Annotated in this window: 28 protein-coding genes and 4 tRNA genes; 13 read left to right on the top strand and 19 right to left on the bottom strand. The window is 63.9% G+C overall.

What is annotated here, in order from left to right; all coding sequences use genetic code 11:
- Positions 1-33 precede the first annotated feature (33 nt).
- From efp to thiE, 4 genes are all read right to left on the bottom strand, one after another.
- Positions 34-597: an elongation factor P gene (gene efp / locus BV95_RS08655; RefSeq protein WP_037450119.1), complete on the bottom strand. Its 564-nt coding sequence runs from the start codon at positions 595-597 to the stop codon at positions 34-36.
- Between the two features lie 100 nt (positions 598-697).
- Positions 698-1,267 carry a M23 family metallopeptidase gene (locus tag BV95_RS08650; protein WP_037450117.1) on the bottom strand — a complete coding sequence of 190 codons (570 nt, stop codon included), beginning with the start codon at positions 1,265-1,267 and terminating at the stop codon, positions 698-700.
- Positions 1,264-2,352, bottom strand: a complete 1,089-nt coding sequence (locus BV95_RS08645) for a L,D-transpeptidase family protein (protein ID WP_037450114.1) — start codon at positions 2,350-2,352, stop codon at positions 1,264-1,266. The genes BV95_RS08650 and BV95_RS08645 overlap by 4 nt, the downstream gene beginning before the upstream one ends.
- Before the next feature lie 62 nt (positions 2,353-2,414).
- The gene (thiE, locus tag BV95_RS08640; protein WP_037450112.1) at positions 2,415-3,107 is read right to left on the bottom strand and encodes a thiamine phosphate synthase; all 693 of its coding nucleotides are present in this window, start codon (positions 3,105-3,107) and stop codon (positions 2,415-2,417) included.
- A gap of 142 nt (positions 3,108-3,249) precedes the next feature.
- Between thiE and BV95_RS08635 the strand changes: the two genes are divergently transcribed.
- Positions 3,250-3,909 (top strand): DUF72 domain-containing protein, encoded by a 660-nt coding sequence (locus BV95_RS08635; RefSeq protein ID WP_234703125.1) that lies wholly within the window; start codon positions 3,250-3,252, stop codon positions 3,907-3,909.
- 281 nt (positions 3,910-4,190) lie between these two features.
- On the opposite strand, the gene BV95_RS08630 is transcribed toward BV95_RS08635, so the two are convergent.
- The 4 genes from BV95_RS08630 to tkt form a co-directional block, all read right to left on the bottom strand.
- Complete coding sequence (locus tag BV95_RS08630) at positions 4,191-5,087, bottom strand: fructose bisphosphate aldolase (RefSeq protein WP_037450108.1); 897 nt, start codon at positions 5,085-5,087, stop codon at positions 4,191-4,193.
- A gap of 89 nt (positions 5,088-5,176) precedes the next feature.
- Positions 5,177-6,379 carry a phosphoglycerate kinase gene (locus BV95_RS08625; protein ID WP_037450105.1) on the bottom strand — a complete coding sequence of 401 codons (1,203 nt, stop codon included), beginning with the start codon at positions 6,377-6,379 and terminating at the stop codon, positions 5,177-5,179.
- A gap of 70 nt (positions 6,380-6,449) precedes the next feature.
- The gene (gene gap, locus BV95_RS08620; RefSeq protein WP_037450102.1) at positions 6,450-7,460 is read right to left on the bottom strand and encodes a type I glyceraldehyde-3-phosphate dehydrogenase; all 1,011 of its coding nucleotides are present in this window, start codon (positions 7,458-7,460) and stop codon (positions 6,450-6,452) included.
- Between the two features lie 29 nt (positions 7,461-7,489).
- Positions 7,490-9,454, bottom strand: coding sequence for a transketolase (gene tkt, locus BV95_RS08615; RefSeq protein ID WP_037450099.1), 1,965 nt, complete (start codon positions 9,452-9,454; stop codon positions 7,490-7,492).
- 190 nt (positions 9,455-9,644) lie between these two features.
- On the opposite strand from tkt, the gene BV95_RS08610 reads away from it, so the two are divergent.
- The 4 genes from BV95_RS08610 to BV95_RS08595 all read left to right on the top strand — a co-directional run bounded on the left by BV95_RS08610 (position 9,645) and on the right by BV95_RS08595 (position 11,186).
- Positions 9,645-9,839 (top strand): hypothetical protein, encoded by a 195-nt coding sequence (locus BV95_RS08610; protein ID WP_037450149.1) that lies wholly within the window; start codon positions 9,645-9,647, stop codon positions 9,837-9,839.
- Complete coding sequence (locus BV95_RS08605) at positions 9,832-10,167, top strand: cell division protein ZapA (RefSeq protein WP_037450096.1); 336 nt, start codon at positions 9,832-9,834, stop codon at positions 10,165-10,167. Before BV95_RS08610 ends, BV95_RS08605 begins: the two co-directional genes overlap by 8 nt.
- A gap of 201 nt (positions 10,168-10,368) precedes the next feature.
- On the top strand, positions 10,369-10,947 hold the full coding sequence (locus BV95_RS08600) for a 5-formyltetrahydrofolate cyclo-ligase (RefSeq protein ID WP_037450093.1): 579 nt from the start codon (positions 10,369-10,371) through the stop codon (positions 10,945-10,947).
- Positions 10,944-11,186: a DUF2842 domain-containing protein gene (locus BV95_RS08595; RefSeq protein ID WP_037450090.1), complete on the top strand. Its 243-nt coding sequence runs from the start codon at positions 10,944-10,946 to the stop codon at positions 11,184-11,186. Before BV95_RS08600 ends, BV95_RS08595 begins: the two co-directional genes overlap by 4 nt.
- A gap of 468 nt (positions 11,187-11,654) precedes the next feature.
- On the opposite strand, the gene BV95_RS08590 is transcribed toward BV95_RS08595, so the two are convergent.
- The 4 genes from BV95_RS08590 to BV95_RS08575 form a co-directional block, all read right to left on the bottom strand.
- Positions 11,655-11,731: transfer RNA gene (locus BV95_RS08590), tRNA-Asp, on the bottom strand.
- An 83-nt stretch (positions 11,732-11,814) separates the two neighbouring features.
- Positions 11,815-11,891 (bottom strand) — tRNA-Asp (locus tag BV95_RS08585).
- A gap of 83 nt (positions 11,892-11,974) precedes the next feature.
- Positions 11,975-12,051 (bottom strand) — tRNA-Asp (locus BV95_RS08580).
- A gap of 41 nt (positions 12,052-12,092) precedes the next feature.
- Positions 12,093-13,247, bottom strand: a complete 1,155-nt coding sequence (locus BV95_RS08575; protein ID WP_037450088.1) for an AI-2E family transporter — start codon at positions 13,245-13,247, stop codon at positions 12,093-12,095.
- A gap of 158 nt (positions 13,248-13,405) precedes the next feature.
- Here BV95_RS08575 and BV95_RS08570 point away from each other — a divergent pair, with 158 nt between their 5' ends.
- Entirely contained in the window at positions 13,406-13,873 is a 468-nt protein-coding gene (locus BV95_RS08570; RefSeq protein ID WP_037450086.1) for a hypothetical protein, read from the top strand.
- Between the two features lie 183 nt (positions 13,874-14,056).
- On the opposite strand, the gene BV95_RS08565 is transcribed toward BV95_RS08570, so the two are convergent.
- The 4 genes from BV95_RS08565 to thyA form a co-directional block, all read right to left on the bottom strand.
- Positions 14,057-15,310, bottom strand: a complete 1,254-nt coding sequence (locus BV95_RS08565; protein WP_037450083.1) for a dihydrolipoamide acetyltransferase family protein — start codon at positions 15,308-15,310, stop codon at positions 14,057-14,059.
- A gap of 4 nt (positions 15,311-15,314) precedes the next feature.
- Positions 15,315-16,319: an alpha-ketoacid dehydrogenase subunit beta gene (locus BV95_RS08560; RefSeq protein ID WP_037450146.1), complete on the bottom strand. Its 1,005-nt coding sequence runs from the start codon at positions 16,317-16,319 to the stop codon at positions 15,315-15,317.
- Positions 16,320-16,393: 74 nt separating this feature from the next.
- Positions 16,394-17,701, bottom strand: coding sequence for a 3-methyl-2-oxobutanoate dehydrogenase (2-methylpropanoyl-transferring) subunit alpha (locus tag BV95_RS08555; RefSeq protein WP_037450080.1), 1,308 nt, complete (start codon positions 17,699-17,701; stop codon positions 16,394-16,396).
- 108 nt (positions 17,702-17,809) lie between these two features.
- The gene (gene thyA, locus BV95_RS08550) at positions 17,810-18,757 is read right to left on the bottom strand and encodes a thymidylate synthase (RefSeq protein ID WP_037450077.1); all 948 of its coding nucleotides are present in this window, start codon (positions 18,755-18,757) and stop codon (positions 17,810-17,812) included.
- 154 nt (positions 18,758-18,911) lie between these two features.
- On the opposite strand from thyA, the gene BV95_RS08545 reads away from it, so the two are divergent.
- Both BV95_RS08545 and BV95_RS08540 read left to right on the top strand, forming a co-directional pair.
- On the top strand, positions 18,912-19,205 hold the full coding sequence (locus BV95_RS08545; RefSeq protein WP_037450143.1) for a JAB domain-containing protein: 294 nt from the start codon (positions 18,912-18,914) through the stop codon (positions 19,203-19,205).
- 105 nt (positions 19,206-19,310) lie between these two features.
- Positions 19,311-19,387, top strand: a tRNA-Pro gene (locus BV95_RS08540).
- A gap of 146 nt (positions 19,388-19,533) precedes the next feature.
- Here BV95_RS08540 and purB read toward each other — a convergent pair.
- Positions 19,534-20,847 (bottom strand): adenylosuccinate lyase, encoded by a 1,314-nt coding sequence (gene purB / locus BV95_RS08535; RefSeq protein WP_037450074.1) that lies wholly within the window; start codon positions 20,845-20,847, stop codon positions 19,534-19,536.
- Positions 20,848-21,098: 251 nt separating this feature from the next.
- On the opposite strand from purB, the gene BV95_RS08530 reads away from it, so the two are divergent.
- The gene (locus tag BV95_RS08530; RefSeq protein ID WP_037450071.1) at positions 21,099-21,461 is read left to right on the top strand and encodes an EF-hand domain-containing protein; all 363 of its coding nucleotides are present in this window, start codon (positions 21,099-21,101) and stop codon (positions 21,459-21,461) included.
- Between the two features lie 107 nt (positions 21,462-21,568).
- Here the strand turns inward: BV95_RS08530 and BV95_RS08525 are convergent, their stop codons facing one another.
- A complete protein-coding gene (locus BV95_RS08525) occupies positions 21,569-21,754 on the bottom strand; it encodes a hypothetical protein (protein WP_037450068.1) in 186 nt (61 codons plus the stop codon).
- A 221-nt stretch (positions 21,755-21,975) separates the two neighbouring features.
- Here BV95_RS08525 and BV95_RS08520 point away from each other — a divergent pair, with 221 nt between their 5' ends.
- Positions 21,976-23,388 carry a sugar porter family MFS transporter gene (locus tag BV95_RS08520; protein ID WP_037450065.1) on the top strand — a complete coding sequence of 471 codons (1,413 nt, stop codon included), beginning with the start codon at positions 21,976-21,978 and terminating at the stop codon, positions 23,386-23,388.
- Here the strand turns inward: BV95_RS08520 and BV95_RS08515 are convergent.
- Entirely contained in the window at positions 23,385-24,347 is a 963-nt protein-coding gene (locus BV95_RS08515; protein ID WP_037450062.1) for an acyltransferase family protein, read from the bottom strand. The two genes, BV95_RS08520 and BV95_RS08515, sit on opposite strands and share 4 nt — an antisense overlap.
- Before the next feature lie 67 nt (positions 24,348-24,414).
- Here BV95_RS08515 and BV95_RS08510 point away from each other — a divergent pair, with 67 nt between their 5' ends.
- Genes BV95_RS08510 through BV95_RS08500 form a run of 3 tightly spaced genes read left to right on the top strand, consistent with a single transcriptional unit; the run spans position 24,415 to position 26,051 of the window.
- Positions 24,415-25,092 carry an RluA family pseudouridine synthase gene (locus BV95_RS08510; RefSeq protein ID WP_037450060.1) on the top strand — a complete coding sequence of 226 codons (678 nt, stop codon included), beginning with the start codon at positions 24,415-24,417 and terminating at the stop codon, positions 25,090-25,092.
- Between the two features lie 3 nt (positions 25,093-25,095).
- Complete coding sequence (gene arfB, locus BV95_RS08505; protein WP_013847165.1) at positions 25,096-25,521, top strand: alternative ribosome rescue aminoacyl-tRNA hydrolase ArfB; 426 nt, start codon at positions 25,096-25,098, stop codon at positions 25,519-25,521.
- Between the two features lie 44 nt (positions 25,522-25,565).
- Positions 25,566-26,051, top strand: a complete 486-nt coding sequence (locus BV95_RS08500) for a GAF domain-containing protein (protein WP_037450140.1) — start codon at positions 25,566-25,568, stop codon at positions 26,049-26,051.
- Positions 26,052-26,099 lie beyond the last annotated feature (48 nt).

The raw sequence follows: 26,099 nt of genomic DNA, 5'->3' as shown, positions 1-26,099 counted from the left end.
CCCCCTCCCGCCTGCGGGAGGGGGGATCAAATATCAGTCGGCGCGCTTCACATATTCGCGCTCATACACGTCGACGACGATGCGCGTGCCGGTGACGATATGCGGCGGCACCATGACGCGCACGCCATTGTCGAGGATCGCGGGCTTATAGCTCGCCGAGGCGGTCTGGCCCTTCACCACGGCGTCGGCCTCCACGACCGTCGCTTCGATGGTTTCGGGGAGCTGCACGCTGATCGGGCGCTCTTCATACATTTCCAGGATGACCATCATGCCGTCCTGGAGGAAGGCGGCGGCATCGCCGATCAGATCCTGCGGCAGGTTGATCTGCTCATAGGTCTCCGTGTCCATGAAGACGAGCATGTCGCCCTCCGCATAGAGATACTGGAAATCCTTGGTGTCCAGACGGATGCGCTCGACCGTCTCGGCGGAGCGGAAACGGACGTTGTTCTTGCGCCCGTCGATCAGATTCTTGAGTTCCACCTGCATATAGGCGCCGCCCTTGCCGGGCTGCGTGTGCTGGATCTTCACGGCGCGCCACAGGCCGCCGTCATATTCGATGTTGTTGCCGGGACGAATCTCGACGCCGCTGATCTTCATGGGAAGAGCCTGCCTATATGTCTGAAGGTGAAAAGAGCCGGCCTCTGGAGGCTGGCCGCGCCATTACATGGCTGAAGCCGAAAGGGCAAGGGGGAGCCGCCTATAGCGGTCTCGCCAGCAACGGATAGGGATTGACCGGCCGTCCCCCATACCACGCTTCGCCCGGCGCCATCTCATGCACCGCAAAGTGCAGATGCGGCGCGCCCGGATCGGCATTGCCAGTGCTGCCGACGCTGGCGATCCGCTGCCCGCGCCGCACCGCCTGCCCCTCGGCCAGGCCGGGCGCATAGCCGTCCAGATGCGCATAATAATAGATTAGGCGCCCGTCGGAGGAGCGCTGATAGATAGTCCGCCCTCCCTCCCCGCTCCAGAACAGCTTTTCGATCCGCCCGTCCGCAGCCGCCAGCACCGCCCTGCCCCGCGCCGCCATGATGTCGATCGCATCATGCGGCCTCGCCCCGCTCGCCCGCGCCCGGGTGAAGGTGTCGCTGAGCGCGGTCGGCGGCACACCCTCCACCGGAATCAGCAGGGCACCGACATCCGCAGCGGCGGGCCGAGGGGAGGCCATCGGCGCCGGCGCGTCGGCCGGGACGATCCGCACGCAGAACTTCAGAAAAGCGGCGCAGAGCAGGACGGCCAGACCGATTCCGGCCCAACCGCGCGCGCTCATGGCTGGAACACCGCCTTCACGCCGGACTGCACCATCTGCGCCAGCCGCGCCGCGTCCCAATTGGTCAGGCGAATGCAGCCATGGCTTTCCGTCCGGCCGATGGTCTGCGGCTCCGGAGTGCCGTGAATGCCGTAATGCGGCTTGGAAAGGTCGATCCACACCACGCCGACCGGGCCGTTAGGCCCCGGCTTCAACACCGCTTTTTGATCGGTGGAGGACGCATCCCAGAACAGATCAGGATTATAATGAAAGTCAGGATTGCGGCTCAACCCCTTGATTTCCCATGTTCCGATCGGCAGCGGATCATGTTGCGACCCCATGGTGGCGGGAAATTGCGCGATCAGCCGATTCTGCGCATCATAGGCCCTCAGCACGCCGTCCGATTTGTCGACGACGATATGGTCGGCCTGCGGCTGGTCCCTGGCGACTCCCAGCGACGCCAGGGTTTCGCCCCAGCCCCGCTCGTCCCCCTCGATCCGTGCCACCGGCTGGTTCGCGATGGCGGGCACGCGGATAGTGGCGCCCGCGCCGACCTTCGTGTTCGGCGGATTAAGGGCGAGCAACACCTCCGGCCGGGTGTGGAACCGCTCGGCCAGCTTCTCCAGCGGATTGCGATAGCCCAGCGCGGGCAGCTTCGCCTGGTCGTTCAAATCCTTGGGGACCGCGAAGAACGGCCCCTTGGCGAACCCCGCCGGAATCTTTACCAGCCAGGTCGCGGGTTGCGGCCGGTCGCCCAGCAGCGCCCTGGCCGTCGCCTCGTCATATTCTCCTGTCGGCGGCAAACCCCTTGCCTGCTGAAAGCCCTTGAGCGCGGTCGCGAAGGACATGCCTTCCTTTCCGTCCAGCACGCCGGGCGAAAAGCCCGCCCGATCCAGCGCCACCTGCGCCTGAAGCACCGCTTCCACCCGCGCGGGCGATCCCGCCGGTTCCGGCAAGATAACGAAGCCATAGGGATCGGCGGGCACAGGCGCGGTATCCTTCGCCTGAGGGGAAGCGGCGTTGGACTGGGCGCTTTCGTCCGCTTCCGTCACGGTCATATTGCAGGCCGCGCACAGCAGAGCCAGGATCAGGGCATGGTTTTTCAAGGCGATACTCTCCCGATTGTGGGAGAGAAAACGCGCCAGATGCGGGAAAGCTGCCTGCTGCCTTACTGGCCCTTCAACACCGCCTCGAAAGCCGCCACGCCAGCACGCGGCCCTTCCGGATGGTTCCACACGGCGCTGCTGACAGCCAGAAAATCCGCCCCAGCCTTCACCAGCGGCGCGGCATTGTCCGCAGTGATCCCGCCAATGGCGACGCAGGGCAGTTCGAACAGCGCCGTCCACCAGCCAAGGATCGACGGATCGGGCCGATAGTGGGTTTCCTTGGTCGTCGTCGGATAAAAGGCCCCGAAGGCGACATAATCCGCCCCCGCCTCTCCCGCTTCCATCGCCAGATGGCGGCTGTCATGGCAGGTGACGCCGATCTGCACCGACGGCCCCAGCAATCTGCGCGCTTCCTTCGGGTCGCCATCCCCCTGCCCCAGATGCACCCCGTCCGCGCCCAATCGCTTGGCCAGCGCCATGCTGTCATTGACGATGAAGGCGATATTCCGCTCGCCGCAGAGCTTCTGGAGCGGTTCGGCGGCGCGGGCGACGGCGTCTTCGTCCAGCCCCTTCAACCGCAACTGGAACGCCGCGACGCCCCCCCCGTCGAAGGCGGCGGCCAGACTATCGACGAAGTCCGCGCCAATCTCCGGCGGAGAGATCAGATAAAGCTGGCAGGCCGGACGAAAGCCCTGCTCGAAACGGTCGGCGAAATTGGGGTCGAGGGCGAGTTCTTCGTCGGTGAAATCGGTCATGCCCCTCGCCTTAGCCGCTTTTGGTCGGATTGGAAAAGAGGGGGAGCCTATTCCACCCCTGCGACGTTCCTTTCCCATGATCAGGATCGGCTGCTCAGGATGGAATTATCGGGATTGGCGCGGGCGCTTCTACCCGGAAAAGATGGCGACGAAAAACTGGTTCGCCTTTTATGCCGAACAGTTCGACACGGTGGAGATCAACAACAGCTTCTACCGCCTGCCCAATCCGGAAACCGTCGACAAATGGCGCGAACAGGCGCCCAAGGGCTTCTGCTATGCGGCCAAGGCGAACCGCTATCTGACGCAGATGAAAAAGCTGAAAGACTGCGAGGAGCCGCTGGAAAGGATGATGGCGTCATTCGAGCATTTCGGCGCCAGCCTTGGCCCTATCCTCTATCAATTGCCGCCGCATTTCACGCTGGACCTGCCCAGGCTGGAGGATTTCCTGCGCATCGCGCCGCGCCATCCGGTACCGGTCTTCGAGTTCCGCCATCCAAGCTGGTATGTGGATGAGGTCTATACGCTGCTGGAACGCCATGGGGCCGCCTTCTGCGTCCACGACATGCCCGGCTCGGTCAGCCCTCGGCTGGCTGTCGGTACAACCGCCTATGTCCGCTTCCACGGCACGAAGGGCAAATATCGCGGCGGCTATTCCCGCGAAAGACTGGAGGACTGGGCCGAATGGATGAAAGCGCGGAGTCGGGAGGGCCGGACCGTCTGGGCCTATTTCAACAATGATTATGACGCGCAGGCGATCACCGATGCGCGCATCCTGAGGGAAGCCATCGAAAGCCGGAACTGACCATCCCTCATTGGTCAATAGCCGCCACTAAAATCCTCCCTACGCGCAGCGTGGGGAGGGTCGAAGAGAGTCACGTGCCTCTCTTCGACGCTCGCCAAGCGAGTGGTGGAGGGGAAATGCGGAGGTCGTGCCCCATTTCCCTCCACCATGCTTCGCATGGTCCCCCTCCCCATCTCTCGATGGGGAGGAATAGGATAGGTTCACGTCCTACCCAAATTTGCCCAAAACCCCGCCACCAGCCGGTCTCCATCCAGGCCGGCAGGCGCTTGAGCATATCCCGATCAGGCCGCCTTCTTGGTCGAAGCGCCGTGGATTTCGTCGATCGCTTCGCCCAGCGAGGCGTTGAACTCATCGTCATTCATCTGATGACGCAGATCGTTCAGCAAAGCGCGGCTGAAGCTGGCGATGATGCCGCGATTCTTGGCCAGCTCGACACAGGCTTCCGAGCGTGAGAAGCCGCCCGACAGCGCCACCACGCGCAGCAAGCGGGGATGGTCGACCAGCGGATCGAACAGGCCCGCCTTGACCGGCAGCGACAGCTTCAACATCACCTTGTCGTCGCCCGTCATCGCGTCCAGATTTTTGAGGATTTCTTCCAGCAGAATCTGGTCGGCCTCGGCGCGTTCGGGGCTCTTGATGTTCACTTCCGGCTCGATGATCGGGACCAGACCTGCGGCCAGAACCTGCTGGCCGACTTCGAACTGCTGCTTGACGACGGCGGCGATGCCCTCGCGATTGGCGAGGTTGATGACCGAACGCTCCTTCGTGCCGAACACGCCCAGCGCCTTGGCGCGGTGCAGCAGCGTGTCGAGACCCGGATTGGGCTTCATCAACTGCACGCCGTTCGCTTCATCCTCCAGGCCCTTGTCGATCTTGATAAAGGGCACCACGCCGCGCTCGATCAACGCCTGCGGAACGGACTTGCCGCCCGCTTCGCCGTCCATGGTGCGCTCGAACAGGATCGCGCCCAACACCTTCTCGCCCGAAAAGACCGGCGAGGTGATGATGCGGCTGCGCATCGCGTGGATCAGGCCGAACATTTCCTCTTCATTGGTCCAGGCGTCTTCCTCGATGCCGTAGCCCTTCAGCGCCTTGGGCGTCGAACCGCCGCTCTGGTCGAGCGCCGCGATGAAGCCGTTGCCGCCCTCGATCTTCGCCTTCATGTCCTCGAACTGCATCTGCACATACCTCTTGGTTGGATGCGCCGCCCACCCGGCAGCGCGTCTATGGGAGGGACGCCCTTAGCCCGGCGTCCCGCAAATCGGATTCAGGCCATCAGCGCTTTCACGCCCGGCAATTCCTTGCCTTCCATCCACTCCAGGAAAGCGCCGCCAGCCGTGGAAACGAAGCTGAAATCGCCCGCCACGCCCGCATGGTTGAGCGCCGCGACGGTATCGCCGCCGCCCGCGACGGAGGTCAGCCCGCCTTCCTTGGTAAGCGCCGCCGCCGTCTTCGCCAGCGCCACGGTCGCCTTGTCGAAGGGCGCCATCTCGAACGCGCCGAGCGGGCCGTTCCACACCAGCGTCCGGCAGTTCTTGAGCGCGTCGCCAAGCGCCTCGACGGCGGCCGGGCCGACGTCCAGGATCATCTCATCCTCAGCCACCTCATGCACGTTGCAGGTGCGCAGGCTGGGCGGATTAGCGGCGAATTCCTTCGACACCACCACGTCATAGGGCAGATGGATGGTGCAACCCGCCGCTTCCGCCTTGTCGAAGATCGCCTCAGCCGTCGCGGCCAGATCCTTTTCGCAGAGCGACTTGCCGATATCGACGCCGCGCGCGAACAGGAAGGTATTGGCCATGCCGCCGCCGATGATCAGGTGATCGACCTTCGCGACCAGATTGTTCAGCACGTCGAGCTTGGTCGAAACCTTAGCGCCGCCGACGACCGCCGCGACCGGCTTCACCGGCTCGCCCAGAGCAGCCTGGAGCGCGTCCAGTTCCTTCTCCATCGACCGTCCGGCAAAGGCGGGCAGCTTGTGCGCCAGACCCTCGGTCGAAACATGGGCGCGGTGCGCGGCGGGGAAAGCATCGTTCACATAGAGATCGCCGATCGCCGCCATCGCTTCCGCCAGCGCGGGATCGTTCTTTTCCTCGCCCGCATGGAAGCGGGTATTCTCAAGGATCGCGATGTCGCCGTTGCGCATCACCTTGATGCCGTCAGTCGCCGCTTCGCCCTGGCAATCGGGGATGAACTGCACATCGCGGCCCAGCACCGCCGTCAGCGGGCGGGTGATCTTCGACAGCGAAAATTCGGGGTTCTTCTGACCCTTGGGACGACCGAAATGGGCCAGGATCAGCACCTTCGCGCCCCGGTCGGCCAGTTCCAGCACGGTCGGCATGGCGGCGCGCAGGCGGGTGTCGTCCGATACGGAGCCATCCTGCATCGGCACGTTCAGATCCTCGCGCACCAGCACCACCTTGCCCGTGATGTCCCCCATGTCGTCGAGTGTCTTGAACGGCTTTGCCATGATCGCTCCCTGTAGCGCGTGAAATTGGATGAAAAACCCCGCCGGATCGGTCCGGCGGGGTTCATGTCGTTTAGAGGAACTTCGCCACGACACCCGCGGTGTCGATCATGCGGTTCGAAAAGCCCCATTCATTGTCGTACCAGCTCAGCACGCGAACCAGCGTGCCGTCGATCACAGCCGTTTCCAGGCTGTCGACGGTCGAGCTGCGCGCATCGCCATTATAGTCGATCGACACCAGCGGCTCGTCCGAATAGCCGAGCACGCCCTTGAGCGGACCGGCTTCCGAAGCGGCCTTCAGCAGTTCGTTGACTTCCTGAACGGTGGTGGCGCGCTTGGCGTCGAACTTCAGGTCGACGACCGAGACGTTCGGAGTCGGCACGCGGACAGACGATCCGTCCAGCTTGCCCTTCAGTTCGGGCATCACCTCTCCGACGGCGCGGGCGGCGCCGGTGGTGGTCGGGATCATCGACACGGCGGCGGCGCGGGCGCGACGCATGTCCTTGTGCAACTGGTCCAGCGTGTTCTGGTCGTTGGTGTAGCTGTGGATCGTGGTCATGAAGCCGCGCTCGATGCCGATGGCATCGTGCAGGACCTTCGCCAGCGGCGCGAGGCAATTGGTGGTGCAGCTCGCGTTCGAGATCACGATGTCGTCGCCGGTCAGCGTCTCATGATTGACGCCGAACACCACGGTCTTGTCGACGCCGGTCGCGGGAGCGGAGATGATGACGCGCTTGGCGCCAGCGGTCAGGTGCGCGCTCGCCTTTGCCTTGTCGGCGAAGATGCCGGTGCATTCCAGCGCGATGTCGACGCCCTGCGCCGCATGGGGCAGGTTGGCCGGATCGCGCTCGGCGGTAACAGCGATGCGCTTGCCGTTGATGATCAGCGCGTCGCCGTCGACGCTGACTTCCCCGGCCCAGTTGCCGTGGACGCTGTCACGCTTGAACAGCAGGGCATTGGACTGGGCGTCGCCCAGGTCGTTGATGCTCACCAGTTCCAGATCATGGTCGGTGCGCGAAAGAATGGCGCGCGCCACCAGACGGCCGATACGGCCGAAACCGTTGATTGCTACCTTCGTTGCCACTGCACTTGTCTCCCGGTTTGGATTGAATTTCAGTCGAGCGCGGCCGCGATCTGCGGCGCGATCTTGGCGGCGGTCAGGCCGAAATGATCGTAAAGAACTTCCGCCGGAGCCGAAGCGCCGAACGTGTCGATGCCGAAGCGCAGCCCGGCGATGCCGGTATAACGCTCCCAACCGAAAGTCGTGCCCGCTTCGATCGAGCAGCGCAGCACATGATGCGGCAGCAGATCGTCCTTATAGGACTGCGGCTGCGCGTCGAAATGCGCCCAGCTCGGCATGGAGACGACGTCCGCGCCGATGCCCTGCTCTTCCAGCAGCGCGGCGGTGGCGACGGCGATCTCGACTTCCGAACCGGTGGCGACCAGCACGACCTTCCGCTCTGCGGTCGCGACCTTCAGGCGATAGGCGCCCTTGGCCGACAGATTCTCGCTCTTCTCGGTGCGCAACTGCGGCAGGTTCTGACGGGTCAGCGCCAGCACCGACGGGCCGGTCGCATCCTTCAGCGCCAGTTCCCAGCATTCCGCCGTCTCGACGATATCCGCCGGGCGGTAGACGTCCAGATTTGGGATCATGCGCAGCGACATGACATGCTCAACCGGCTGGTGGGTCGGGCCGTCTTCACCCAGACCGATGGAGTCATGGGTCAACACATGGATGGCCCGCGTCTGCTGGAGCGCGGCGAGACGGATTCCCCCACGCATATAGTCCGAAAACACCAGGAAAGTGCCGCCATAAGGAATGACGCCGCCATGCAGCGCCATGCCGTTCATCGCGCAGGCCATGCCGAATTCGCGAATGCCGTAATAGACATAACGGCCCGAATAATCGTCCCTGGTCAGCGGCCCGGTCGACTTGGTCTTGGTGTTGTTGGAACCGGTCAGGTCCGCCGAACCGCCCAGCGTCTCAGGCAGCAGGTCGTTGATCGCGCCCAGCGCCAGTTCGCTCGCCCTGCGGGTCGCGACCTTCTGCGGATTGGCGATCAGCGTGTCGATATAGGCGTCGAGCGAGAAACCGGCGGGCAGTTCGCCAGCCATGCGACGCTCGAATTCCGCCTTCTGCGCATTGGCGTCGAGACGATCCGCCCAGGCCGCATGCGCATCGCCGCCCTTGGCGCCGATGGCCTTCCAGGCGGCAGCGATATCTTCGGGAATGACGAAAGGCTCTGCCGACCAGCCAAGGAACTCGCGAGCCGCGGCAACTTCCGCCTCGCCCAACGCGGACCCATGAACGCCCGAAGTGCCCGCCTTGTTCGGCGCGCCATAGCCGATCTTGGTGGCGCAGGCGACCAGCGACGGCCGCGGATCGGCCAGCGCCTCGTCGATGGCGCGGCGCACGTCGGCCACGTCATGCCCGTCGCACGACACCACATGCCAGCCGGTCGCGGCATAGCGGGCCCGCACATCCTCGCTGCTCGACAGGTCGACCGCGCCGTCGATGGTGATCTTGTTGTCGTCCCACAGCACGATCAGGCGGCCAAGGTTCAGATGCCCCGCCAGACCGATGGCTTCATGGTTGACGCCCTCCATCAGGCATCCGTCGCCCGCCAGCACCCAGGTCCGGTGATCGACCAGATCGTCGCCGAACTGCGCATTCAGATGCCGCTCGGCAATCGCCATGCCCACGGCGGTCGCCAGACCCGAACCCAGCGGCCCGGTGGTCGCTTCCACGCCCGCCAGCTCGAAATTCTCCGGATGCCCGGCGCAGGGGCTGCCCAACTGACGGAAGTTCGCAATGTCCTGGATGGTCGGCTTGGCGTAACCGGTCAGGTGCAGCAGCGAATAGATCAGCATCGACCCATGGCCCGCCGACAGCACGAACCGGTCGCGGTCGGCCCATTTCGGCGCCTTGGGGTCGAACTTCAGATAGTCCTTGAACAGCACGGTGGCGACATCGGCCATGCCCATCGGCATGCCCGGATGGCCGCTGTTGGCGGCCTGCACCGCGTCCATGGAAAGCGCCCGGATGGCGTTGGCGAGGGACTTTTCGGAAACGGTCATCGAGGCGGCGTCTTTCCTGGCTTTTCAACCGGCCCCCTGTTCAGGCCGTCGAGTCGAGTTTGCGCCCCCTTTGTCGACTCAGGGACAAGGCGTCAACCACAGGCGGCCCCGGTGGCGCGCCAAGCCGCCCAATGACGGCTTTTGCGCGGTGAAAACTTTGTCTATGGCAGCATATATGGCAAGCGAGCGCATGATGAGGGCTATCGCCACGCTGGAGCGTGCGATCGGCCGGTTAGAACAGGATGTGGACGGGCTTTCGACAGGCCCCTCCTCCGCCCCCTCCGCTGACATGGACAGGGCGGCCGCCCGCGCGGCGCTGCGGTCGCTGGACAATCTCATCACCGAATTGAAGGGGCAGGATCAAAAGGGGCGGGTCGATGGCTGAAACCACATTGCACATCGCCGGGCGCGCCTATGACCTGCGCTGCCGCGACGGGGAGGAGGCGCATCTGGCGCATCTGGCCAACCTGATCGAACGCAAGGCGCGGCTGGCGCAGCAGAATACGCCGGGCCTCACCGAAGTGCGCACGCTGCTGTTCGCCGCGCTCTTCCTGGCCGACGAACTCAACGACCTGAAGCGCGAGGCGATTGGCCGCCAGCAGAGCCTGGCGCTGGAGCCGGAGGACGAACCGGCCGTCCATGCACTGGAATCCCTGACCGCCCGCATAGAAAAGCTGCGCGAAAGGCTTGTCGCCGCCGCGCCCGAAGCCTAGATAGAAAGGCGACGGGCACTGCGCGGTACGAGCTTTAGCGAACATCCCTGAGGCGATAATCACATCCACGGGGGCTGTCCCTGGGCGGGCTCCGGCCCGATCTACATGGTTCCCACCTGACGTTGAGGCGTCAGAGGATATTCCAGCACACGGCCGAGGCGGTCCCGTCACCCCCCTCTCCCCGCAAAACCGGATCACAGGATGAGCGAAGACACCGAAAAGGCGGCCCTGCGCGCCATCGCCCGGCAGAAGCGGCGCGCCTTCGTGGCATCGCTGGACCCGCTGGCGCACCGGCTGGCGTTCAAGGTGGTGCCATCCCCGCTCGCCCGGCGGCTGAACGATGCGCAGGTAGTGGCGCTTTACATGGGCCTGGATGACGAAGCCCCGGCGCAGCGGCTGGCCGCCCCCTTACAGGCGATGGGCAAGACGCTGGCCCTGCCCCGCGTGATCGATCGCCTCGGCAGCATGGATTTCCTGAGCTGGCGGCCGGAGGACCAGCTTTTCCCCGGCCTGTTCGGCACCAGCCACCCTGAACCGGCGGGGAATCCCGTGACGCCCGACGTCATCATCGCCCCGCTGATCGGCTTCGACCGGTCGATGAACCGGCTGGGCCAGGGCGGCGGCTATTATGACCGGGTGTTCGCCCGCTATCCCGATGCGCTTCGCGTGGGGCTGGCCTGGTCGGTGCAGGAGCATGACGACCTGCCCGCCGATCCATGGGACTTGCCGCTCAACCTGATCCTGACCGAAGTCGAACTGATCGAAGGCGAAGAAGCATGAGCATCGACCCCCGCCACACCTACAAGCCAAGCTGGCGCAAGCCGGTGGGCATGTTCGCCATATTGGGGCTGATCGCGCTCTGGGCGGTGCTGGTCGGCAGCCTGTCGGGCTTGATCGGCGGCCTGCCGATGGTTGTGCAGGTGGTGATTTATGTGTTTCTTGGCTTGGTCTGGATATGGGTCTTGCCGTTGAAGCGCCTCCTCGCCTGGATGGAAACCGGACGCTGGCGCAGTTTTTAGGCCAATTTGGATAGCAACCCGACCTATCCATTCCTCCCCATCGGGAGATGGGGAGGTGGCAGCGCGAAGCGCTGACGGAGGGGAAGATGCGCAGGTCGCGCCATTTCCCCTCCACCAGCCTTCGGCCGGTCCCCCTCCCCATCTCCCGATGGGGAGGAATAGGATAGGTCCACTCTCCACCCAAAGCCTCAACCAACCCACCAAGGACAATAGGTGGCCCACCGGCCACAACATCCTCAAAAAACTTCCTATTTCTCCAACACCCCAAATTCACCCTGTCCTATTCCCCGCCAACCCGCCTATCCTTCCCGCCTCTTTGAAACGTCCGCTACGCAACGCATACGCGCGCCCAGGCACGCGCGCGCATACACTGTGAACTTCGGCAAAAAATGACGGAAATCAGCCATTGCTGATGGACGCAAGGCCAGCACCCCATCCAACAACATCAACAGGCGATCATGAAGAGAATGGCGCGAGTGACGGGGCTCGAACCCGCGACCTCCGGCGTGACAGGCCGGCGCTCTAACCAACTGAGCTACACCCGCGCAGGGCGGCATCTTGGCGTGACCCATGCGGGCCACCAGACGATGCTGATCTGGAAAACCATCCACTTGCCCTTCAAGGAAAGTGGCGCGAGTGACGGGGCTCGAACCCGCGACCTCCGGCGTGACAGGCCGGCGCTCTAACCAACTGAGCTACACCCGCGCAGGGCGGCATCTTGGCGTGACCCATGCGGGCCACCAGACGATGCTGATCTGGAAAACCATCCACTTGCCCTTCAAGGAAAGTGGCGCGAGTGACGGGGCTCGAACCCGCGACCTCCGGCGTGACAGGCCGGCGCTCTAACCAACTGAGCTACACCCGCGTTCGGTGTGGGCGGGCATCTATGCGGCCCCGTTCCCCCTGTCAACTGCCTGCAACATCTGTTTCGCGGCTTTCGTCATTTTCTTTGCGCGGGGCCACCGTCAGCGTCCCCCGCTCGAACAGGAAACCGGCGATGTCGGGGGTTCCGGCCGCCGACACGACGGTCTGGATGATGATCAGCAACGGCACGCCCAGCAAGGCCCCCGGCGTCCCCCACACCCATCCCCAGAAGGTCAGCGACACCAGGATCAGCAGCGGATTCATGGTCAGCCGCCGTCCCAATATCGTCGGCGTCACGAAATTCGCCTCGACCAGATGGAAACCGATCTGGAGCGCGGCGGGCAGCAGCGCCTTCCACACATCGTCGAACACCATCAGCCCGCCCAGCCCCAGCAGCGCCGCCGCCAGCATCGGTCCGAAATAGGGCACGAAGTTCAGCAAGGCGACGATCCCGCCCCACATCAGCGGCGAAGGCATGCCGATCAGCCACAGGGCGAAGGCGACCGCCAGCCCCAGGCACAGGTTGATCGTCGCGATGGTCAGCACATAGGCGGAGGTCGCGTCGACGACATTCTGGATGACCCGCGCCACCGCCATCGCGCCGTCGAAACTTTCCCGGCTGTTGATCGTCCGCCGCCGCAGCTTCGTCCAACCGGCCAGGAAGAAATAGATGATGAGCAGCGCGAACACCATCTGGATGATGGCCGATGGCGCCGAAGTGGCGGCGAATTGCAGCAGGGATCGCGGCGCATCCACCGCCGCCGTCTGCGCCGCCGCGACCGGCCCGGTCGCTAGCATCTGCACCGTTTCGTCCACGAAACGCTGAAGCTGCGAATAGAAATCGATCAGCGGCGCCAGGTTGTTCTGGATCTTGGGCAGCCGTTCGGGGAGCAGGCGAAACCAGTCCGCCGCCGGAACCACGATCAACACCAATGCCGTATTCGCCACCAGCAGGAAGGCGATCACCGCCGTCAGCGCGGCCAGCGGCGAAGGCACGCTCCGCCTTTCCATCCACTCCAGGAACGGCACCAGCGCAATCGCGACCACCAGGGCGGCAGTCAGCGGCAGGAAGAATTCCGCCCCCTCCCGCAAGGCGAAGGGCATGGCCAGGACCAGCCCGATTCCCGCCGTCAGCGCGATCGAGGCCAACAACCGGTCCCGCCGCCTGTTGATTTCCTGCTGTTCCTGAGGTGTCACGCCTGAAATATCCCTGCCCCGCCGCGCTTTTTGTGCACCGACCGCCGCGCTCCGTCAATTTGCATCAGCGAAACAATGGATAGGAAAGAAAACAGGGCATTAACCAAATCTTCGGCACCCGATGCCACCTTCAGGGCATGACAAGTTGGGGGATTGGCATGAAATCGGTGGGATGGCTCATCGCTCTGGGCTCTATTGGCGCGCCGCAAATGGCTTTGGCGCGGCAACCGATCAAGCTCGACACGCAGATGTTCGTGGAGCGGACGAGCACCGACATCAACGGCCGCGCGCGCCGCATCCTGCAAAGCGCCGACCGCGCCGGATCGGGCGACCAGCTCATTCTCGTGGTCAACTGGCGCAATGAGGGCAGCCGCCCGGTCCGCAACCTGGCCGTCACCAACGCCGTTCCGCGCGGCGCTCAGCCAGATCTCACCGATCCTGCGATGCAGGTGTCTGTCGATGGCGGCGCTCATTGGGGCCGTCTCGCCGACCTATGGCTGCCGACAGCGCTGGGCGGCACCCGCCGCGCAGTCCCCGCCGACGTCACCCATGTCCGCTGGACCGTGCCCGACGAAATATCTCCCGGCGAAAACGGCCGCCTCACCTATCGCGCCACGGTGCGCTAAGAGCGCAAGTTAAATCCTCCCTACGCGCAGCGTGGGGAGGGGGACCGTTCGCGAAGCGATGGTGGAGGGGAAATACGCAGGTAGTGCCCCATTCCCCTCCACCACGCTTCGCGCGGTCCCCCTCCCCATCTCCCGATGGGGAGGATTTGGATAGGTCCTCTCCCAGCGCCAAAACTCGACAAGCTAATCCGCAAACAACAAAACCGGCGTCTCCAGCAGCTTCCGCACCGCCTGAACGAAACTAGCCGCATTCCATCCATCCACCACCCGATGGTCGCAACTGATGGACAGGTTCATGAGCTTGGCGGGCACCACTTCCTTCCCTCGGAACACCGGCCGTTCGATGATGCGATTCGGCCCGATGATCGCGACTTCCGGCCGGTTGATCACCGGCGTCGTCGCCACCCCGCCCAACGGCCCCAGCGATGTCAGCGTCAGCGTCGACCCGGACAGTTCCTCCGACTTGGCCTTGCCCGTCCGCGCCGCGTCGGCCAGACGCCTGATCTCCGCCGCCAGTTGCCAGACATTGCGGTCCTGCGCGTCCCGGATCACCGGCACCATCAGCCCCGCGTCCGTCTGGGTCGCGATGCCCATATGCACCGCGCCATAGCGCGTCACCACGCCCGCCTCATCGTCGTAGCGGGCGTTCAGCATCGGAAAGTCCGGCAAGGCGCGGCAGATCGCCACGACCAGCAACGGCAACATGGTAAGCTTGGGCCGCTCGCCGCGATTGGCGTTCAACTGCTCCCGCATTTCCTCCAGCGCGGTGACGTCGATCTCCTCGACATAGGAGAAATGCGGAATGGCGCGCTTGGAGGCGGCCATATTCTCGGCGATGCGGCGGCGCAGGCCGATGACCTTGACCGCCTCATCCGCCCGTCTGGCTGGTCGGCCTGCGGGCCGATAGCCCTGCCCCGTCCCATAGAGCAGGAAGGCATCGAGATCGGAGTGCCGGATATGATCGCCGCTGGGCTTCACCTGAGCGAGATCGATCCCCAGTTCCTTCGCCCGCGCCCGGACGGCGGGGGAAGCCAGCACTTCTCCCCTCCCTTCCAGGGAGGGAGCGGGCGTGGGTGTTGACGCAATCGGCTGTTCTTCTTCGACGACCGGTTGAGGCTCGCTCCGCTCGCGGTCCTCCCCCGCCCCCTCCCGTTCCGGGAGGGGAGCTATTGGGGTGAGCGCCGGAGCCGCGTCCCCCTCCATCTCGATTTCGACCAGCATCGATCCGATGGCGATCTGCTGGCCCGGTTCCCCCGCCAGCCGCACCACGACGCCCGAAACCGGCGATTCCATCTCCACCGTCGCCTTGTCGGTCATCATGTCGGCAATCGGCTGGTCCTCCTCGACCCGATCGCCGACCTTCACGTGCCAGCCTACAATCTCTGCTTCCGCAATGCCTTCGCCGATGTCCGGCAGCCTGAAACTGAAAAGCGCCATGACCTTAGTCCTTCAAAATCTTGTTGATGGCTTCGCGGATGCGCACCGGGCCAGGGAAATAGGCCCATTCCAGGCTATGCGGATAAGGCGTGTCGAAGCCTGTCACCCGCTCGATGGGCGCTTCCAGATGATAGAAGCAGCGTTCCTGCACCTGCGCCACCAATTCCGCGCCAAAGCCGCTGGTCCGCGTCGCCTCATGCACGATCAGGCAGCGCCCGGTCTTGCGCACGGAGCGTTCGATGGCTTCGATGTCCAGCGGCACCAGGGTCCGCAGGTCCAGTATCTCCGCATCCACACCCATTTCGGCCACGGTATTTTCGACCACATGGACCATCGTGCCGTAGCAAAGCACCGTCAGCGCCTGGCCCGCCCGCGCCACGCGCGCCTCGCCCAACGGCACGCGGTAATAGCCCGTCGGCACCTGCGCCTGATCATGCCCGGCCCAGCTTTTGGCGGGCGTGTCGTAATGGCCGTCGAACGGGCCGTTATAGATGCGCTTGGGTTCGAAGAAGATGGTCGGGTCATTATCTTCGATGGCCGCGATTAGCAGCCCCTTGGCGTCATAGGGGGTCGCGGGAATCACTGTCTTCACGCCCGACACATGGGTGAAGATGCCCTCCGGCGACTGGCTGTGCGTCTGCCCGCCGAAAATCCCGCCGCCAAAGGGCGACCGCACCGTCATGGGTGAGATGAACTCTCCCGCCGACCGGTAACGCAAGCGCGCCGCTTCGGAAACGAGCTGGTCCAGCGCCGGATAGATATAGTCGGCAAACTGAATCTCCGGCACGGGCCGCAGGCCATAAGCGCCCATGCCCACCGCCACGCCGATGATGCCGCATTCGGTGATCGGCGTATCGAACACACGGTTCTTGCCATATTTCTGCTGCAACCCCGCCGTAGCGCGGAAGACGCCGCCGAAATAGCCGACATCCTCACCCATCACGACAACATCCGGGTCGCGGCCCATCATCACGTCCAGCGCGCTGTTGATCGCCTGGATCATGTTCATCTGCTGAATGTCGGTCACGACTTCCGGTTCGGTTGCTTTGCTCGCGACTTTCGCTTTTGGTTCGTTCGCTTCGCTCACAGGCCCGCCGCCTTCCATTCGTCCAACATAGCCTGCTGCTGTTCCCGCAGATGCCAGGGCATCTCCTCGAACACATCCTCGAACATCGATTCCATCGGATGATGCAGGCCATGGCCCAATATGCCGTTCTTCTCGGCTTCCCGCGCAGCGTCGCGGACCATCTCCGCCAGTTCCCTGTCCATCGCCGCGTGGCGTTCCTCGTCCCAGATGCCCAGGCCAATGCAATGTTTTTTCAACCGGGCGATGGGATCGCCCAGCGGCCAGTGGCTGGCCTCATCCGCCGAGCGATAGGCACTGGGATCGTCCGATGTGCTGTGCCCCTCTACCCGATAGGTGAAATGCTCGATCAGCGTCGGCCCGGCATTGGCCCGCGCCCGGTCCGCAGCCCAGCGCGTCGCCGCATAGACCGCCAGCGCGTCATTGCCGTCGACCCGCAGCCCGGCAATGCCATAGCCGATGGCTCGCGCCGCGAAGGTCGTCGCCTCCGCTCCCGCAAAACCTGAAAAGCTGCTGATAGCCCACTGATTATTCACGACATTCATGATAACGGGCGCGCGATAGACGCTCGCGAAGGTGCAGGCGGAATGGAAGTCCCCCTCCGCCGTCGATCCTTCGCCGCACCAGGTCGCGGCGATCCGCGTATCGCCCCGTGCCGCGCTGGCCATCGCCCAACCCACGGCCTGCGGATATTGCGTCGTGAGATTGCCGGAAATGGAGAAAAATCCAGCCTCCCGCGCCGAATACATGATGGGAAGCTGCCGCCCCTTCAGCCGGTCGCCCTTGTTGGAGTAAATCTGGTTCATCATGTCGATGATCGGCCAGCCGCGCGCGATCAAAATCCCCTGCTGGCGATAGCTGGGAAAGCACATGTCGTCGCTCGCCAAGGCCAGCGCCGCGCCAATCGACACAGCCTCCTCACCGGTCGATTTCATGTAGAAGCTGGTCTTGCCCTGCCGCTGCGCACGGAACATGCGCGCATCGAAAGCCCGCGTCAGCGCCATGGCGCGCAGCATTTTCAGCAGCGTTTCTGCGGGCAGGTTGGGATTCCATGGTCCGACCGCGATGCCATCCTGGTCCAGCACCCGCACCAGGCCATAGGCCAGATCGCGCATCTCGCCCGGCTGCGCGGCTTCGTCCGGCCTTGCCTGCGCGCCTGCGGGCGGAATGTCGAAATCGCTGAAGTCGGCGGTGTCGCCCGGCCGGAATTTCGGTTCCGGCACATGCAACCGGAGCGGGGGCAGATTGCGCCCAGATCCAGGCGTTGCTCCATCGCTTCCAGCGTCCGAATCGATCCGGTCGCTCATCCTGCCTCCTCTTGTGCGTTGCAATAATATTGCTGAGTGCAATTATTATATTACAACACCCACAAAGGCAAGCCTTACTGACCCAATTCGCCGCATCTGGTTCCGCCGCTAGACGGCGACCGGCGCGGCGATATGCCTTTGCGGCGCGTAATCGACCACTTCGAAATCTTCGATCCGATAATCGAAAATGGATGAAGGCCGCCGATTGATCCGCAATTTCGGCGCGCCAGACGGATTTCGGCCGATCTGTTCCTCCACCAGTTCCGCGTGGTTGAGGTAGAGATGGACGTCCCCGCCCTGCCAGACGACCTCGCCCGGCTTCAGATCGCATTGCTGCGCCAGCATCCGCGTGATCATCGACAGTCCGAAGATATTGAAAGCGAAACCCAACCCCAGGTCGCAACTGCGCTGGAACAGCAGCCCGTTCAGCCGCCCGTCCGCCACCTGGAACTGATAGGTCATATGGCAGGGTGGCAGCGCCATGCGCGATACTTCCGCCACGTTCCAGCCGGTGAACAGCAAGCGCCGTGAACCCGGATTGTTCTGAATCCCTTCGACCAGATCAGCGATCTGGTTATGCCCCTGCGCCGCCTTCCGATAGAGTCCGTCCTCCACCGCCTCATAGCGCGGCCAGTTCACCCATTGTGCGCCATAGACCGGCCCAAGGTCGCCCCAGCGCGTCGCGAAGGCTTCATCCTCAATGATCCGCGCTTCGAAGGCATCCCGGTCGATATCCTCACCCGTGGCGCGCCGGTAAGCATCCAACGGCCAGTCGGTCCAGATATGCACCCCCTGTCGCACCAGTTCGCGGATATTGGTGCCGCCGGTCAGGAACCACAGCATTTCCCGCGCCGCGACCTTCCAATAGACGCGCTTGGTGGTCAGCAGCGGCACGGCATCGTCGGCCAGGGAAAAGCGCATCGTCGCGCCCAATATGGATCGCGTGCCCACGCCGGTCCGGTCGATCCGTTCATCGCCATGCCGCCATATATGCCGCATAAGGTCCAAATATTGCTGTTCATAATGTGGCTGGGACGAGGAAGTCGGGCTGGTCAAGGCGGAGGGCTTTCTGATTCTGGAACAGCATCCATGTAGCCCAGCCGCCCGCCCGCGCCAAATGCTGCAAAACGGATCAGATTGCGCCCGATCCGCTCGAAAAGGGATCATCCTTCCTCTATCGTAAACGCATCGCAAGAGCATGGTCGGCGGCATGCGCGACCCCGCCACCCTGCAACTGCTCGTCCTAGATGATGAATGGCGCCCGCTCCATCGACTGCATGCCGATCATGACTGGCGCCTCACCATGGATGCGCTGCTTCAATGGGACAGCCATTGGCTGGCCATCGAACAACGGCGAACCGGCGGTTCCCTCCCCTATTGGACGGATATCCGCCTGACCCGCGCCCTTTCGAAACGATTGAGGCCGATGGAAATCAGCCTGGCGGACCATGTGATCCACAGCGGCCAGGGCCGTTTCAGCTTCCGGGAGGCGGGGCTTTTATGAGCCGCCCAAAAAAATCCTCCCATCCCGCTTGCCAGCCGGAAAAGCCGCCTCTATAGGCTGCGGCCTGCCCAGCGGGACCGCCTTGAAAACGGACCCGCTATCGGTCGGGGAGTAGCTCAGCCTGGTAGAGCACTGTCTTCGGGAGGCAGGGGCCGGAGGTTCGAATCCTCTCTCCCCGACCAACATATTTTTCTGAAATCATCTGGCTTTTTAATGTGATCGCCTTCGGCTTTCGCATGACAACGCCGCAATTCGGTCAGTACAAATGATCGCCCGCAAAAAAAGGGCGCGTTGCCGCGCCCTTTCATGCCGTCCTATCGCCCGGATATTATTCCCCGAACACCCGGCGGAAAATGGTGTCGACCTGACGGAAATGATAGTCGAGATCGAACTTCTCCTCGATCTGCTCTGCGGTCAGCGCCGCCGCGACTTCCGGGTCGGCCTTCAACAATTCCATCAGTGAAAGCTGGCCGTCCGATTCCCAGACCTTCATCGCGTTGCGCTGGACATAGCGGTAGCTGTCCTCTCGCGACGCGCCCGCCTGGGTCAGCGCCAGCAGCACACGCTGCGAGTGGACAAGGCCGCCCATCTTGTCGAGATTCTTCATCATCCGCTCAGGATAGACGAGCAGCTTATCGATCACGCCGGTAAGGCGGCCCAGCGCGAAGTCGAGCGTGATGGTCGCATCCGGCCCAATATAGCGCTCCACCGAAGAGTGGCTGATGTCGCGCTCATGCCACAGCGCGACATTCTCCATCGCCGGCAGGGCGTAGCTGCGCACCATACGGGCAAGGCCGGTGAGATTTTCGGTCAGCACCGGATTGCGCTTGTGCGGCATCGCGGAGCTGCCCTTCTGGCCGGGCGAGAAATATTCCTCCGCCTCCAATACTTCGGTGCGCTGAAGGTGGCGGACCTCGACGGCCAACCGTTCGATGGACGAGGCGATCACGCCCAGCGTGGCGAAGAACATCGCGTGCCGGTCACGCGGAATGACCTGCGTCGACACAGGCTCGACGGCCAGGCCCAGCTTTTCCGCGACATGTTCTTCAACGCGCGGATCGATATTGGCGAAGGTGCCGACCGCACCGGAAATGGCGCAGGTGGCGATTTCCTTGCGGGCCGCCACCAGACGGGTGCGGCAGCGGCTGAATTCGGCATAGGCCTCCGCCATCTTGAGGCCGAAGGTCACCGGTTCGGCATGGATGCCGTGGCTGCGGCCGATGGTCGGGGTCAGCTTATGCTCATAGGCGCGGCGCTTGATGACCTCCAGCAGCTTGTCGAGGTCTTCGATGAGCAAGTCGGCGGCACGGCTGAGTTGCACGGCGAGGCAGGTGTCCAGCACGTCGCTGGACGTCATGCCCTGGTGCATGAAGCGGGCTTCGTCGCCCACCTGTTCGGCCACCCAGGTCAGGAAAGCGATGACGTCATGCTTGGTGACAGCTTCGATCGCATCGATTGCGGGCACGTCGATGGCGGGGTTGGTCGCCCACCAGTCCCACAGCGCCTTGGCGGCGGATTGCGGCACCACGCCTAGCTCGCCCAGCTTTTCGGTCGCATGGGCTTCTATCTCGAACCAGATTTTGAAGCGGGCCTCCGGTTCCCAGAGGGCGGTCATTTGCGGGCGGGCGTAGCGGGGGACCATCGGGCGAATCCTGCGTGCATGAGTTGAAAGTCGCTGCGCCGCCTAGCAGCACCGCCTTTCCGGGGCAAATCGAGGGTCATAATGGCCCCGGCAGGGTCGCTTTTTCGTGCTTCGTCCCATTAATCGCAGCATCAGAAGGCGAATCGAGCCAAATCCAAAGGCGAATCGAGCCGGGTGAACAAAAATTCAGGAACTCCCCATTTCATTTAGCTATTATCGCAGGAAATCGGACTGTTGTTCTGGAGAATATCATGATCCGCGCCTGTCTCTTGACGACGGCTCTTCTGTTCGCGGCCCCCGCTCTGGCGCAGGGTGGCGCGGCGCCTCAGGGCAACGCAGTGCAGCCCGCCGCGCCCGGCGACGCGGTGGCCTCCATCGTGGACACTGAATTTCCCGCCTATGACCAGAATCATGACGGTCAACTCGACAAGGCCGAATTTTCGCGCTGGATGGTGGCGCTGAAGGATCAGGAAATGAAGGCGACGGGGAGCAGTCTGGCGCCAGCAGAGGTTACCGCCTGGGCCGATGGCGCATTCGTCACGGCTGATACGGACAAGAACGCGACAGTCAGCAAGCCGGAACTGATCGCCTATTTAAGCGGCGGCGCAGGATAAAAAGCCATTCCCCGTCCCAAGGCGGGGATAGAACCCTAAAACGGGTCGCATCATGAGGCGGTATGGAGCGAAGGCCATGCCGCCTCTTTTTTGCGCAGCGCGGAAGGTCAGCCCCGCTTCTTGTTCGTATAGAGCAGTGCCGCGACGATCGCGGCGGAGCCGATGCCGACGGCGGTCCCCATCCATACGGCCTTGCTCGCCGACTTGCGCGCAGCGGTGGCCATGTCGGGCTTATCGGCGGTGAGGGCTGGGGCGGCGGCGCTTTCAAGCGCGTCTTCGGTCGGCTTCGTCATGGTGATTCCCGATATGCAGCAAAGCATCGGCGCAGAAAAGGCGGATGCGGCGAAAATATTGGACCGGCATCATCCAACATCGTTGCGCGACCGCACGTAAGGGCTTGACCGACAAGCAAGTTGCGTAGCAGCCATGCGCAGGCGATTTTTCGCCTTCGACCCCGGCATGCGCGGACAGGCCGGTCATATCGCGACTATACAGGATGCAGAGAGGATCAATCATGTCCGAAGGAAGCGCCGAGCGGGTCAACATGGCCTTCATCGCTGCGATTGTCGCGGTGGCGACCATAGGCGGTTTTATGTTCGGTTATGACAGCGGTGTCATCAACGGCACGCAAAAGGGGTTGGAGGCTGCCTTCGACCTCGGCAAGCTGGGCATCGGCGTCAATGTCGGCGCGATCCTGGTGGGATCGTCCATCGGCGCTTTCATCGCGGGACGCATGGCTGACCTGATCGGACGGCGCGGCGTGATGATGCTGGCGGCGGTGCTGTTTCTGGGCAGCGCGTTGATGGCGGGCGCTGCGGATTCCTCCGCCATATTCATCATCGCCCGCATCATAGGCGGGCTCGGCGTTGGCGCGGCGAGCGTCATTTCACCCGTCTATATCTCCGAAGTGACGCCTGCGGCGGTGCGCGGGCGGCTGTCGAGCGTGCAGCAGGTGATGATCATCTCCGGCCTGACCGGGGCGTTCGTCGCCAATTTCGTGCTGGCGCGTTATGCGGGCGGGTCGACGGCGGAATTGTGGCTGGGCTTCCCGGCCTGGCGCTGGATGTTCTGGCTTCAGGCGATTCCGGCGGCGATCTATTTTCTGGCGTTGCTGGCGATCCCGGAAAGCCCCCGCTATCTGGTGGCGCGGGGGCAGGACGAACGCGCCCATGCCGTTCTCACCCGGCTGTTCGGGGCGGAAGCGGCGACCCGCAAGGTGGCGGAGATTCGCGCCAGCCTGGCCGCCGACCATCACCAGCCGAAGCTGAGCGACCTGATCGACCCGGCGAGCGGCAGGATTCGTCCCATCGTCTGGACCGGCATCGGCCTCGCCGTGTTCCAGCAACTCGTCGGCATCAACGTTGTCTTCTATTATGGCGCGACATTGTGGGAAGCGGTCGGCTTTTCCGAAGATTATGCGTTGCAGACCAACATCCTGTCGGGGGTGCTGTCCATCGGCGCCTGCCTGACCACCATTGCGCTGGTCGACCGGATCGGGCGGAAGCCGCTGCTGTTGATCGGATCGGCGGGCATGGCGGTGACTCTGGCGACCGTCGCCTACGCCTTTTCCACCGCGATCACCGGGCCCGACGGCGCGGTGACGCTGCCCAGCCATAATGGCGTGATCGCGCTGGTCGCGGCCAATCTCTACGTGATCTTCTTCAACATGAGCTGGGGACCGATCATGTGGGTGATGCTGGGCGAAATGTTCCCGAACCAGATACGCGGATCGGGCCTTGCCGTGTCGGGCTTTGCGCAGTGGATCGCCAATGCGGCGATCTCCGTCAGCTTCCCGGCGCTGGCGGTGTCGCCGGGGCTGGCGATCACTTATACCGGCTATGCGATTTTCGCCGCCATTTCCTTCTTCTTCGTGCGCGCGCTGGTGCATGAGACGAAGGGGCGCGAACTGGAGGATATGGTCGGCTAAAGGAAAATCCGCCGCGCTGCCGGCATGGATCGGATCAGATAATAGGCCACGAGCGGAATCAGCAGCGCCTGCACCAGCAGCCAGGGCTTGCTGAAATAGGGCGAGAGATAGTGGATCACCGCGACATGCAGATACATGATGACGAGTGAAGCGCGCCCGACCGCCGCCGCCCAGCCCGCAAGGCGCGCGATCCTTGCCGAAAGGCGGAACAGCAGGAGGCTGGTCGCGACCGCCGATCCCATGGAGAGCAATGGCCAGCCATAATCCGCCGCCTTCATATTGAGCGTCGGCATCAAGCCCATCAACCCCGCCAGCGACAGCAGGACAAGCGGCGCGACCGTCCAGCTTCGCCAGGCGACACGCTGCCAGGCCGCGCCGGTCCAGAGCAGGACCAGCGCCATCGGCGCGGTCAACGCGCCCAAGGGCGACAGGCTGGTGTACATGCCCACCGCATAGGCTGCCGCAAGGCACGGCAAGATCGCCCATGCCCAGCGCCGGTCGAGGGGATCGGGCCAGCGCGCCAGCCCGATATTGAAGAATATCCGCGCCATCATCAGACAGGGCACGAACCAGAAGATGGTGAACGGCCCCCGCAGCCAGGAACCGCCCAGCAGGACAGGCAGCAGATCATGCGGCCAGTCATGGAAGATCGGTCGTCCGCCCTTCATCGTTTCGATGATCTGGTCCGCCACCACCAGCAGGATCAGGAAGGCCGCATAGGGCCGCATCTGCGACGCCAGTTGCCGCAGAGCAAAGCGCGCCACCGGCTGCGGCCAGGACAAGATGCCCGACAGCAGGAAGAAAAGCGGCATATGGAAGCTGTACATCGCATCGCGCAGCCCTCCCCGCGTCCACACATGGCCCACGACCACCGCGACGATGCCGATGCCGCGCGCGACATCGATCCATTCCAGCCTGCCGCCGCCCGGCGGGTGCGCCTCATGCCCCCTATTCTCCATGACTTCCACGCCCTATAGGAAGCCGCAGGCGCGTCAATCGCTCCTCCCTTCATTTACGGAAACGCCTTTGTCCCTGCTTCACGATCGGGTCCTGTTCATCGATGGCGAGGCCATCATCCTCGACAAGCCCGCCGGCTTGCCGGTCGACGCGCCGCGTGACGGGTCACTGGCCCTCGAGAACCATCTTTCCTCGCTGACCTTCGGCTTCCAGCGCTGGCCGCTGCCGGTGCACAGGCTGGACCGGGACACCAGCGGCTGCCTGCTTCTGGCCCGCAATCCCAAGGCGCATAAGCGCTTCTCCGCCGCCTTCGAAGCGGGGACCGTCGCCAAACGCTATGTCGCGGTCGTGGACGGCGTTCCGGCGGAGGAGAGCGGCGTCATCGAACTTGCTCTCAAGAAGATCAGCACGCAGGCGCAGGGCTGGCGCATGATCCCGGCCAAGGCGGGCAAGGCGGCGATCACCGAATGGCGCAAGATCGCGGAAAAGGATGGCCGCGCGCTGATCGTCTTCACTCCGCGCACCGGGCGGACCCACCAGATTCGCACCCATGCGCTGCACGGACTGGGCTTCGGCATCGTCGGCGATCCCGTCTATGGCTCCGGCGCCGGGCCGATGCTGCTGCACAGCCGGTTCCTCAGCATCCCGCGTGGCGAGAAGGCGCCTGCGGAAGCGACGGCTCCGCTGCCGGAAACCTTCGCGGCGGCGGGTTTTGGGCAGGAATTGCTGGAACGGGCGGGGCTGTAGGGCTTGGCGCTGATCCCCGTCACCCGGTCGATCGCCATCGACACTGACGAGCTTTCGGAAACTTTCGTCCGCTCGACCGGCGCGGGGGGCCAGCATGTCAACACCACCGACAGCGCCGTGCAATTGCGCTTCGACGTCGCGAACAGCCCTTCGCTGCCGGAAGCGGTGAAGCATCGGCTGGCGATGATCGCCGGGCGGCGGATGACGGCGGAAGGCGTGCTGATCCTGCGGTCCGAAGGCTCCCGGTCTCAGCTATTGAACCGGCAGGAAGTGTTGGCGCGGCTCGTCGAATTGATCCGGGAGGCGACCGTCGTGCCCAAGGCGCGCAAGGCGACCAAGCCTGGCAAGGCCGCCAAGGCCCGGCGCGTCGACGCCAAGAAGGCGCGCAGTTCGGTCAAGGCCGGGCGGGGGAAGGTTCGGCTGGATTAGCCGAAGCTCTGGTCGATGGAGCGGGCATTTCCTATATGCCGGGCATGTTCGATTTCGCTCCCCCGGCCGACGCAGACAAAGCCGCGCTCTATGACGACCTGCTCTCCGCCGCCGACGCGCTGACGGCGGGGGAGTCCGATGCCATCGCCAATATGGCCAATGTCTCGGCGCTGATCTGGCAATTTTTGCCGGACCTCAATTGGGCAGGCTTTTACCGGATGGTGGGGGACGAACTGGTCCTTGGTCCCTTTCAGGGCAAGACGGCCTGCATCCGCATTCCACTGGGCAAGGGCGTCTGCGGCGCGGCGGCGGCCAGCGGCGAGACGCAATTGGTCGAGGATGTGCATGCCTTTCCCGGCCATATCGCCTGCGACGCGGCGAGCGCTTCGGAGATCGTCGTGCCGGTGGTCGCAGGCGGCCGGATCGTGGCGGTGCTGGATCTCGACAGCCCGGTCCGCGCCCGTTTCGACAACGCGGACAAGGTGGGGCTGGAGGCCCTGATCGGCCGGATCGCATCGCGGCTGGGCTGAGCCATGCCCTGCTCCGTTTCGGGACAGGGCGGGAAACGCGAACGCGTG

Origin of the sequence: Sphingobium chlorophenolicum (genome assembly GCF_000722875.1) — a bacterium.
In the GTDB taxonomy this organism is placed as follows: Bacteria; Pseudomonadota; Alphaproteobacteria; order Sphingomonadales; family Sphingomonadaceae; genus Sphingobium; species Sphingobium chlorophenolicum.
The sequence above is the reverse complement of the archived record's forward strand: the minus strand, read 5'-3'. Positions and strand labels throughout refer to the sequence as shown.